The organism is Mesorhizobium sp. M0830 (genome assembly GCF_040319965.1).
GTDB lineage: Bacteria > Pseudomonadota > Alphaproteobacteria > Rhizobiales > Rhizobiaceae > Mesorhizobium.
On record NZ_JAMYOR010000107.1, the window covers coordinates 1 to 10,799 of the forward strand.

Annotated in this window: 9 protein-coding genes; 3 read left to right on the top strand and 6 right to left on the bottom strand. The window is 62.3% G+C overall.

Annotated elements, in window-relative coordinates; genetic code table 11:
* Nucleotides 1-155: 155 nt before the first annotated feature.
* The 4 genes from NKI20_RS32775 to NKI20_RS32790 form a co-directional block, all read right to left on the bottom strand.
* Entirely contained in the window at nt 156-710 is a 555-nt protein-coding gene (locus NKI20_RS32775; protein WP_352605437.1) for a hypothetical protein, read from the bottom strand.
* A 135-nt stretch (nt 711-845) separates the two neighbouring features.
* Nucleotides 846-1,955, bottom strand: coding sequence for a YcjF family protein (locus NKI20_RS32780; RefSeq protein WP_352605440.1), 1,110 nt, complete (start codon nt 1,953-1,955; stop codon nt 846-848).
* Nucleotides 1,952-3,430: a YcjX family GTP-binding protein gene (locus tag NKI20_RS32785; RefSeq protein ID WP_352605442.1), complete on the bottom strand. Its 1,479-nt coding sequence runs from the start codon at nt 3,428-3,430 to the stop codon at nt 1,952-1,954. Before NKI20_RS32785 ends, NKI20_RS32780 begins: the two co-directional genes overlap by 4 nt.
* A gap of 62 nt (nt 3,431-3,492) precedes the next feature.
* Nucleotides 3,493-3,996, bottom strand: a complete 504-nt coding sequence (locus NKI20_RS32790; protein WP_352838100.1) for a SixA phosphatase family protein — start codon at nt 3,994-3,996, stop codon at nt 3,493-3,495.
* A gap of 332 nt (nt 3,997-4,328) precedes the next feature.
* On the opposite strand from NKI20_RS32790, the gene dksA reads away from it, so the two are divergent.
* Nucleotides 4,329-4,745, top strand: coding sequence for an RNA polymerase-binding protein DksA (dksA, locus tag NKI20_RS32795; protein ID WP_352605444.1), 417 nt, complete (start codon nt 4,329-4,331; stop codon nt 4,743-4,745).
* A gap of 216 nt (nt 4,746-4,961) precedes the next feature.
* Here dksA and NKI20_RS32800 read toward each other — a convergent pair whose 3' ends face one another.
* Nucleotides 4,962-5,711, bottom strand: a complete 750-nt coding sequence (locus tag NKI20_RS32800; protein ID WP_352838103.1) for a hypothetical protein — start codon at nt 5,709-5,711, stop codon at nt 4,962-4,964.
* Between the two features lie 224 nt (nt 5,712-5,935).
* Here NKI20_RS32800 and cckA point away from each other — a divergent pair, with 224 nt between their 5' ends.
* Complete coding sequence (gene cckA, locus NKI20_RS32805) at nt 5,936-8,509, top strand: cell cycle histidine kinase CckA (protein WP_352838105.1); 2,574 nt, start codon at nt 5,936-5,938, stop codon at nt 8,507-8,509.
* Between the two features lie 76 nt (nt 8,510-8,585).
* On the opposite strand, the gene NKI20_RS32810 is transcribed toward cckA, so the two are convergent.
* Nucleotides 8,586-8,999, bottom strand: coding sequence for a hypothetical protein (locus NKI20_RS32810; protein ID WP_352838107.1), 414 nt, complete (start codon nt 8,997-8,999; stop codon nt 8,586-8,588).
* Nucleotides 9,000-9,340: 341 nt separating this feature from the next.
* Here NKI20_RS32810 and urtA point away from each other — a divergent pair, with 341 nt between their 5' ends.
* Nucleotides 9,341-10,621, top strand: coding sequence for an urea ABC transporter substrate-binding protein (gene urtA / locus NKI20_RS32815; RefSeq protein WP_245266607.1), 1,281 nt, complete (start codon nt 9,341-9,343; stop codon nt 10,619-10,621).
* The last annotated feature ends 178 nt before the right edge of the window (nt 10,622-10,799 follow it).

Here is a 10,799-nt window from a genome sequence, read left to right on the forward strand (position 1 = left end):
GCAGTTCCAGCCAATCCGACTGCTTTGCACACTCGCGCCAAGCAGTTGTTCCCTCTCGCCTTCAGCCTTGACAGGGAACATGAGAAACTAGCTGTTAAAATGAGGCGGTGACCATGGGATCGCCGCCTTTTTTGCTTTCAGCGATCGATGATTGTTCAGTTCGGGGCGATGGAGCCGACTTCGACGGCGTCGACGCGCTTCAGGCTCATGCCGATCACCGGCACCAGTTGGTCGTCGACGCGCACCGCAATGGTCACCGTCATCGAATTGTCGTCGGGGATGCGGGCCTGCATGACGCCGCGCAACTGATTGCGATTGATTGTGAAGACCACCTTGCGGGGATCGACCACATTGCCGCCGATTATGTCGAGCCCGGAGCCGCTCGCGCCGCCCATGAAGCTGCCCTTGTAGCCCTCGCGGCCCTTGCGCTCGATCTTGGCCGACATCTGCTGGGTGAACATGCCGACCCGGCAGCCGCCGTCGAGCGACATGCCGACCTTGCCGTCCGGCGTGGAGCCAGTGAAGCTGCAGTTGAACTTGGTGCCCTTGTACTTGCCGGCGACGATTTCGCCGGGGCCGATCCATTTGCCTTCGGCCGACTGGAAGAATTGCTTGTCCGGCTCCGCCGAGGCGGCCGCTCCGGCAATGCCGACGACTGTAGTGATCACGGTTGCCAGGGGCAGGAGGCTGGACAGAATTACACTTTTCATCGACGACACCCGGCAACAAAGAGGCTGTTTGGAACCCGTCTGACCATGAACAAGATTGGTTAATGCTTCGTCACTACGGTGCCGCCACAAAGCAGTCCGGTAACAATTCCGAAGGTCCAAACGCTCCGGCCCGGCTCACTTGCCGGGCGGGGCTGTTTCACCGTCTTTCCTGGTGGCAAACGATGTCAGCGCGGAGAGGAAATCGCCCAGTCCGGGACGCTTCGCCGCGCTGAAGGGTAGGGGGCGCGCCGTTTCCATCGCCGCGATGCCGATGCGCGCCGTCATCATGCCGTTGACAACGCCCTCGCCGAGCTTGGCCGAAAGGCGCGCCGCCAGGCCGTGGCCGACGATCTGCTGGACGAAACTGTCGCCGACCGCGATCGAGCCAGTAACCGCCAGATGCGCCAGCACGCTGCGCGCCAGGCGGAAGAAACCCAGCGTTCCCGGCCGTCCGCCATAGAGTTCCGACAGGCGGCGGATGAGCCGCCCGGCCTCGAACACGACATAGGCGACGTCGACGAGTGCGCGCGGGCTGACCGCCGTCACCAGCGAGACGCGTTTGGCTGCCTCGAGAATCATCACCTTCGCCCTGGCATCGAGGGGGCCGAGAATTTCGGCTTCGGCCAGCCGCACCAGATTGCCGCCGTCGATGATTTCACCGCGCAGTTCGGCCAGCGCGCGCCGGCCGGCCGCAGTCTCGGGTTTGGCCGCGACAAAGGCCGACAATTCGTCGACGACCGATCGTGCTGCCTTGGGATCGTCACGCGCGATCGCGTCGAGCGCCCGCTTCTGCAGTTTTTCGACCTCGGCGAGGCGGGCGATCGCCAGGAACTCGCGAATCAGGATCACAACGAGCGCCAGTACGGCGATGGCGGCCATGCCGGCGGCCAGCCAACCCAGCCATTCGGCGCGCGCGAAGAGGTCGCGTATGAGCCGGTCGGTCCACAGGCCGACAGCCAGCGAGACCAGGACGCCAAAAGCGCCGAAGAAGATGCTGCCGAGCAGTGAGCGTTTTCTGGGGGCGATGGCCGGCGGCGGCTCTGCGGCAATGATGTCGGGCTCGTCGAAGACATCGACTTCCGCCGGTATGATCATCGCGACATCGGTTTTCATCGCGCGGGGTTTGCGCTGGGTGTCGGTCTGGGCACGAGTTTCGGCTTGGGCGTTGCGCGCCTCTGGCGCCGCTTGTCTCGATGTGGCTTCCGGCTCGATGCGGAATGCTGCCGGCTTGCGGGGCGCGGTCATGCCAGATGATCTCCGATCAGGAACTGCAAGGCACGGTCGAGCCTGATATGCGGCAGCGACAGCGTGACACCTTCGGCTGTGCGTTCGAGCTTTGGTGGACGGAAACGGACGAAGCGGATTGCCGGGTCCGAGGAGTCCTGCTTGTGATCGGGGCCCAAAACATCGAACACCGCATCAATTTTCTCCGGTAAATCACCAGGAAATATGGCTGTTTCCGTCTTTCCATCAAAGGTTTCGCCATTGATCCTCTCGTCGGCGATCGGCGTGCCGATGATGACCGGCAACGTCTCTCGGCCTTGCTTGACCGTGCCTTCGCGTGTCGCGCGCATCGCGGCCATGGCGACGACATCGACATCGGCGCCGGTGAAATTCGCGCGCGCCACGGCGCGGTCGGCAAGCCGCCGCACGATCGCCTGCAGGCGGTCATGGCTTTCGTGGTGCAGGTGATCGGCCTTCGTCGCGGCAACCAATATGCGGTCGATGCGCCGCGAGAACAGGTCGGTGAGGAAGCTGCCCCGGCCGGGACGGAAACAGCTGAGAATCTCGGTCACCGCGCGCTCCAGGTCGGCCATGGCGCCGGGACCGGCGTTCAGCGCCTGCAAGGCGTCGATCAGCACGATCTGGCGATCGAGTCGGGTGATGTGTTCGCGGAAGAACGGTTTGACGACATGCGTCTTGTAGGCCTCGTAACGCCTGTCCATCATGGCGTGCAGCGACCCGGGTCGCGGACGCTTGTCGCCAATCCCTGCCAGGGGCGCGAAGGTTAGTGCCGGCGAGCCTTCGAGATCGCCGGGCATCAGGAAACGGCCGGGCGGCAAGGTCGAAAGCGCCCGTTCGTCGAGCTTGCACGCTTTCAGATAAGCGGCGAAGCTCTCAGCCAGGCGGCGCGCCGCCATCTCGTCGGCATCGGCATTCGGATCGATCTCCGCCGACAGCGCCCGCCAGGCCCGCGACAGGTCCTCGCGCACAGGCAGGACGGCCATTTCGAAGGCTTCGTGCGAAAAATCGGCGAAGGATTTGCCCAGCAGCGGCAGATCGAGCAACCATTCGCCGGGATAGTCGACGATGTCGATCGACAGTCTGCCGGAGGAGAACAAACGGCTCCAGCCGGAGGCCGATTCATATTCGATGGTCAGCCGCAGTTCCGAAATGGCGCGCGTGGAATCGGGCCAGGCGCGGTCGTTGACCAGGGCGGCAATGTGATCCTCGTACTGGAAGCGCGGCACCGCGTCGTCCGGCTGCTGCTCGAGGAAGGCGCGAGCGATACGTCCTGATTTTTGCGCGGCAAACAGCGGCAGGCGCCCGCCATGGATCAAATTGTGGACAAGGGCCGATATGAACACGGTCTTGCCCGCGCGGGATAATCCGGTCACGCCGAGGCGCAGCGATGGAGAAAAAAGCCCGGTGGCGCGTCCCGACAGCGTGTCGAGGGCAATCCTCGCCTCGTCGGTGAAGGTAGTCAGCGATGATGCCAAAATGTGATCTCTCGGGCTTGCCTATGTCCGATATAGGCTCTGCAAACAGGCTTTGAAATGGCTCAGAGATCGGCCGGAGTCAGGAACGCTTCGAGATAGCCGGTGCCCTGGGCGGCCTTGGCAAGATCGCCGTCAAAGCGGACGACCGCCAGGCCCGAGGTCGGGAACCCATGGTTGAGCGTTGCCCGTGCCGTCTCGTCGCCGTCGCCCGAAACCGCCATGGCGAGATCCTCTGTCATCGGATTGTGGCCGATGACCAGCAACGAACCCGATCCGCCATTGTCGCGGATGAGATGGAGGTAACCGGTGGCGTCCGCGCTATAGAGCGTGTCGAAGAACAGGACCCGGCCGGTGTCAGTCTGGCCGGCCAGGCCTTCCAGCGTCTCCTTGGCGCGTTTGGCATTGGAGCACAGCGTCAGGTCCGGAACATAGCAGCGGGAGCGCATGGCGGCGCCCATCGTTTCGGCGTCGCTGCGGCCCGATGCATCGAGCGGGCGATCGAAGTCGCGCATGCCGGGCAGTGCCCAGCCAGCCTTCGCATGTCGCAACAGATACAGCCTGCTCACCCAACCTCCGAATGCCGAAGCCTTCCAGGATTAGCCACGAGAACGGCATTGCGCACAATGGCCCGTGTTCCTCGACTACAGCGAATCACCATGCTGCGGCGCAGCAAAAGGTGGTTGGCCTGGGCCGAAAAGCACAGGCGATATTGCGACAGCATGTTTTACCGGATCCAAAGTGTCACAGCGAAGTTTGGTGTCAAAACGTGCGTACGCCCCCGCAAAGGCGCGCGCCGGCGCGCATTAACAATTGCGTGAGACAGCGGCCGATTGCGCTTGTGCAGGCGTCGGACGGCGAATATATAGGCGCCAAATTTGGGGCAGTTTGGGTGAGTCGAATGAACGACATCGTTACCGCCGATTACATACCCTCCGAAGACGAGCCGTTCATGAACGAGCGGCAGAAATCCTACTTCCGCTCAAAGCTCGTCACCTGGAAAAACGACATATTGCGCGAAGCGCGCGAAACACTGGAAATCCTGCAACAAGAAAACGCCAACCACCCTGATCTAGCCGATCGTGCATCTTCGGAAACGGACCGCGCCATCGAACTCAGGGCCCGCGATCGTCAGCGCAAGCTCATCGCAAAGATCGATTCGGCCTTGCAGCGCATCGACGAAGGCACTTATGGCTATTGCGAAGAGACCGGCGAGCCGATCGCGCTGAAGCGGCTCGATGCGCGTCCGATCGCGACGTTGTCGATCGAAGCGCAGGAGCGGCATGAGCGCCGCGAAAAAGTCTACCGCGACGACTGAGGGTCAAGGCCGGCGGCGCACGACCAGCCGCCATGATCGACGTTGATTTTGAAATGGCCGGTTTTCCGGCCATTTTGTTGGACGTCAGCCGCCTTTCAAGGCGGACGAGATCTACAAACTATTGAAGCGCGGGCCCTTGGCGCATGAGCCTCCGAAAAGGGGTCCGACAGTCGAACCGGCTACGATTTTCGCGCGGGATGGCTACTCAGCGGCGGCTCATCGCTTCTGGCTGGAGAGTTCGCCGAGAAGCTTGGTCATTTCATCATCGAGCGACTGCGGTTCCTTCGTCGCCGGTTTGCCTGCCGGGCCGGCCGAACGGGGCTGATCGAGCGAGACTTCGAGTTCCCTCATCAGCGTGTCGTCGATGCTGTCCTGCGCAGGTGGCGGCGGTGGTGCATTCCGGGCGACATTGGCAGGCGCGGATCCGTAGGCGGGCAGCGGCGTGATATTGGTCGGCTGGTAGCTTTGCGTTGCCGGCCTTGGCGTAGGTGCCGGTGCCGGTGCTGTTTGGCGTGGGCGGGCCGGTGGCACCGCATTCACCGGCTGCGGAGCCGGTGCCTGTCTCGCCGGCGGTGGTGCGGGTTGCGGCGGACGCGGCCTTGCCGCCGGGGCCGCGGCGGCCGGGACCGGCTGCAAGCCGCTGTCTCCGGTCAAGGCCGGACGGCGCGGCGCCGAAAGACGGATATCGCGCTCGACGACGAGGTCAGTCGGGCCGCCGATCAAAAGCAGATGCTCGATGTCATCGCGGCGCACCAGCACCAGCCGACGATGGCTGTCAACGGCAGTGGCGTCCATGACGGCCAGCCGTGTCTTGCGGTTCCGGCCACCGGCAACGAAGGTTCCGAACGTCAGATTACGCACCAGCTTGACGATGACGAGAACGATGACCAGCAGGACAAGTGCTGCAAACGTCCACAACAATGCTGCGGCATAACCGGGGCCCGCCACGCTATCCAGCCATTGCATCGGTTTCCCCTGATTGCCCTTGGAAGAGACGTGACACTAGACCGTTGCGGCGGGCCACCGCAAGTTACGTTTCACGCTGGTGAACAGCTTGAAAAACTCCAAGGGCCGGAAGACATCATTTTTATCCGACATTTGCCGCCCAGGCCTTTTCGGGACTAGGAGAATGTGATTCAACCCGCTAGGGGCGGGTGGTCGGAACACCGGAATTCACGAGCAGGGGGCACATGGCCAAGGAAGCGCGCGGCGATTTCTATCCGGTACCGATCGTCGACCAGAATACGCGACCAGGCGCGGTAACCCGGCTCATCATTTTCATCGTCGTTCTGACGGGGGCGGCGATCGTCTTCGGCCTCTTCCGCGAGCGCCTCGGCGATCCTTTTCTGCTCGGTATGCTCGGCGTGCTGGCGATGATCGGCGTCGGTTTCCTGTTTGCCACGGCGATCGGCTTCGTGCAGGTGACACCGCGCTCGACAGGCGACGAACTGTCGAAATCCTTCGTCGATTCGATGTCGCAGGGCCTTCTCGTCACCGACACCAAGGGCCGTGTCGTCTATGCCAATCGCGCCTATGCCGACATGACCGGAGCGTCGTCGGCCGCCGACCTGAAGACAGTCGAGGGGTTGCTCTCGGATGTCCCCGAAGCTTCGGTGACGATTTATCGCCTGGCGTCCGGCCTGCGCGACGGCCAGCCGGGCGACGGCGAGTTTCGGCTCGCGCAATCCATTCGGCCCGGAGCCGATCCGGGCGCCCGCTGGTACCGGGCGCGCGCCCGCACCTTCAGTGTTCCAGGCCAGCGGCTGCCGATGCTGGCCTGGCAGCTTGCCGACATCTCCCAGGAACGGGCCGAGCAGGAGCGGTTCTTTCTCGATTTGCAGCAGGCCATCGATCATCTCGACCACGCGCCGGCCGGTTTCTTTTCTGCCGACCAGGAGGGTCGCGTCACCTACATCAACGCCACGCTGGCCGAATGGCTGGGCATCGACCTCACCAGCTTCACGCCCGGTGCGGTCTCCTTGGCCGAGATCGTGGCCGGCGACGGCATGGCGCTGGTCCGTTCGGTCAAGGCCGATCCCGGCACAACGCGCAACGCGGTCATCGATCTCGACTTGACGACGATGACGGGCGAGGCGCTGCCGGTGCGCTTCATGCATCGCGTTTCGGCCAGCCGCGAAGGCCTCAACGGGCCGACACGCACGATCGTGCTCAACCGTACGCAAGGCGAGGACTCGTCTGCCGATTTGCGGGCCTCGGAAGTGCGCTTCACCCGCTTCTTCAACTCGACGCCGATGGCGATAGCCGGCGTCGATCACAACGGGCGCATCCTGCGCACCAATGCGCCTTTCCTGTCGCTGTTCTCGACCGTCGTCGATCGCGACGCCGTCGATCGCCGTGTGCGGCTCGACACGGTGATCCATGAACGCGACCGGCCGGCCTTCGCGGCTGCTTTCGAAAAGGCGCAGCAGCGGCAGGCGGACATCGAGCCGATCGACACGCTTCTGCCCGGCAATGACGAGCGGCACATTCGTTTCTACGTCAACGCTGTCGCCGACGGGACCGGCGGCGAGGGCGCCGAGGAGTCGGCCATCGTCTATGCCGTCGAGACGACAGAGCAGAAGGCACTCGAAGGGCAGATGGCGCAAAGCCAGAAGATGCAGGCGGTGGGCCAGCTTGCCGGCGGCATCGCGCATGATTTCAACAATGTGCTGACAGCCATCATCATGGCATCCGACCTTTTGTTGACCAACCACCGTCCGTCGGACCCGTCCTTCCCCGACATCATGAACATCAAGCAGAATGCCAACCGGGCGGCCTCGCTGGTGCGGCAGTTGCTGGCCTTCTCGCGCAAGCAGACGTTGCGGCCGGAAGTGCTCAACCTGACCGACGTGCTCGCCGATCTCAGGATGCTGCTGGCCCGCCTGGTCGGCAACGACATCAAGCTGAAGGTTGATCATGGCCGCGACCTGTGGCCGGTCAAGGTCGATATCGGGCAGTTCGAGCAGGTGGTGGTCAACCTTGCCGTCAACGCGCGCGACGCCATGCCGGCGGGTGGTGATCTCACCGTGCGCACCCGCAATGTGACTGCCGAGGAGTGCAAGGCCTTTTCCTACCGCGAACTCACCCCGGCCGATTATGTCGTGGTCGAAGTCGAGGACACCGGCAGCGGCATCGCGCCCGACGTGCTGAAGAAGATTTTCGAGCCCTTCTTCACCACCAAGGAAGTCGGCAAGGGCACCGGCCTTGGCCTGTCGATGGTCTACGGCATCATCAAGCAGACCGGCGGCTTCATCTACTGCGATTCCGAGGTCGGCAAAGGGTCGACTTTCCGCATTTTCCTGCCGCGTCATGTTGCGGAACTGAAAAAGGCGGGCGACCCCGACGATGTACCGGCAGCACCGGCGAAGATCGCCGATGCGGCCAAGGATCTATCGGGCTCGGCCACTGTGCTGCTCGTCGAAGACGAGGATGCCGTGCGCATGGGTGGAATGCGGGCGCTGACCTCGCGCGGCTACACGGTGCATGAGGCGTCTTCGGGCGTCGAGGCGCTGGAAGTGTTCGAGGCGCTCGGCGGCAAGGTCGACATCGTCGTTTCCGACGTGGTGATGCCGGAAATGGATGGACCGACGCTGCTTGGTGAACTGCGCAAGCGCCAGCCGGACATCAAGTTTGTCTTCGTGTCCGGTTATGCGGAGGACGCATTCGCCAAAAACCTGCCGGCCGACGCGCATTTCGGATTCCTGCCAAAGCCTTTTTCGCTCAAGCAGCTGGCCACGATCGTCAAGGACATGCTGGAGTCTTAGAACTTCCCTATGTTCTTGCCTGTGCGCAACACGGCTCTCTGCGCGGAACCAACAGGGTTCCGCGCTTTTTGGCATCTCAGTTCTTCGTACAGGTCGAGGCGGTGAAGGCGCCGTCGGGCTGCTTCATGATGATGTCAAAGGAGGGTGTGCCCTGGCCGTCCAGCGTTGCCTGGGTCAGCGACAGCGAGTTGCCGCCGGCGGTATAGCCGCCCAACGGCCCGAGCCAGGAGATCACGCCGTTTGCATCCATTTGATAGTTGTAACCCTGCTGCGCGGTCCCGAAGGTGCCGAGGCCGGTGTAGAACGGGCCACTGTAGACAGTCCCCTTGATGGTGATATCACCGAGGTTGAGGAACATGCCAAGCAGGTACACTTCGCAGCGATAGGTGCCGTCCGGGAGCTTGCCGTCGCTGAAGTCGGCTCGCGCGGCTCCGCCTGCTGCCGCCAGAAACAATATGCTGATAAAAATGCGTGAAATGCCTGAAACCATGACGTCGCTCGTTTGCGGAGCGAGCTTGCCCTATTTTTGCACGGCGCCGCAACATCGGTCGTTTGCGATGCCCCTATGAAGATCAAAATCTAGGCAGTTGAGAAAATTGATCGAAAATTGGGCAGATAGTCGCGGGTCTGCGCAAATTTCTCTCAATCAATTTTGAGCGGCTCTCTTCGTCTTTGTAAGCCTAAAATCCCAACGCGCTGGCAATGCTCGATTATTCGTCCCCATCGGCGCCGCCACAGCGATTGGCATGGGGGTTGCTTTGTAGTGTTGCGGTGCAATCAACCAGCTTGGGAGTCTGTAATATGAGGGGTAATTTCTCGACAATAACAAAAATGTTTTCGGCGAGCGTGGTTGCCGCCGGCCTGTTGATCTCCGCGCCTGCCAAGGCGGCTGACGACACCATCAAGGTCGGCATTCTCCATTCGCTGTCGGGGACCATGGCGATTTCGGAAACGACGCTGAAGGACGCCATGCTGATGCTCATCGACGAGCAGAACGCCAAGGGTGGCCTGCTCGGCAAGAAGCTGGAGGCGGTCGTCGTCGATCCTGCTTCCAACTGGCCGCTGTTCGCCGAAAAGGCACGCGAACTGATTTCGAAGGATAAGGTCGCGGCGGTGTTCGGTTGCTGGACCTCGGTGTCGCGCAAATCGGTGCTGCCGGTGTTCTCCGAACTCGACAACATCCTGTTCTACCCCGTCCAGTATGAGGGCGAGGAAAGCGAGCGCAACGTGTTCTACACGGGTGCGGCGCCAAACCAGCAGGCCATTCCGGCGGTCGACTACCTGATGAGCGAGGACGGCGGTTCGGTGAAGCGCTGGGTGCTCGAAGGCACCGACTACGTCTATCCGCGCACCACCAACAAGATTCTCGAAGCCTATCTGAAGGCCAAGGGCGTCGCAGCGGAAGACATCATGGTCAACTACACGCCATTCGGCTTCTCCGACTGGCAGACCGAGGTTTCGGCGATCAAGAAGTTCGGATCGGCCGGCAAGAAGACCGCCGTCGTCTCGACCGTCAACGGCGATGCCAACGTGCCGTTCTACAAGGAACTCGGCAACCAGGGCGTCAAGGCCGAAGACATCCCGGTCATGGCCTTCTCGGTCGGCGAGGAAGAGCTTGCCGGTCTCGACACCGCGCCGCTGGTGGGCCATCTCGCCGCCTGGAACTATTTTGAAAGCATCGACACGCCTGAGAACAAGAAGTTCATCGCCGACTGGCACAAGTTCATCAAAAACGACAAGCGCACCACCAACGACCCGATGGAGGCCCATTACATCGGCTTCAACATGTGGGTGAAGGCGGTCGAGAAGGCCGGCACCACCGATCCGGACAAGGTCATCGACGCCATGGTTGGCGTTTCGGTGCCGAACCTGACCGGCGGCTATTCGACGATGATGCCGAACCACCACATCACCAAGCCGGTGCTGATCGGTGAAATCCAGGCCGATGGCCAGTTCGAAACCGTCTCCCGCACGCCGGGCCTGGTGATGGGCGACGAATGGTCCGACTATTTGCCTGACTCCAAGGACCTGATCTCCGATTGGCGCGCGCCTCTGTCCTGCGGCAACTTCAACGTTGCCACCGGGAAGTGCGGCGGCAAAGGAACGAACTGATCCTCCCCGGGCTGGACCGTAGGTCCATGACCCAGGCTGATCTAGTCAGACCGCGCGCCTGGCCGACCCCGACCGCCCCCGCCCCCCCCCCCAAAAAAAAAAAACAAACGCAGCAAACACACACGCAGACAAAAAACCCCCCCCACCGCAACGATTTTTTGAGTTGGGAGTTCGATGT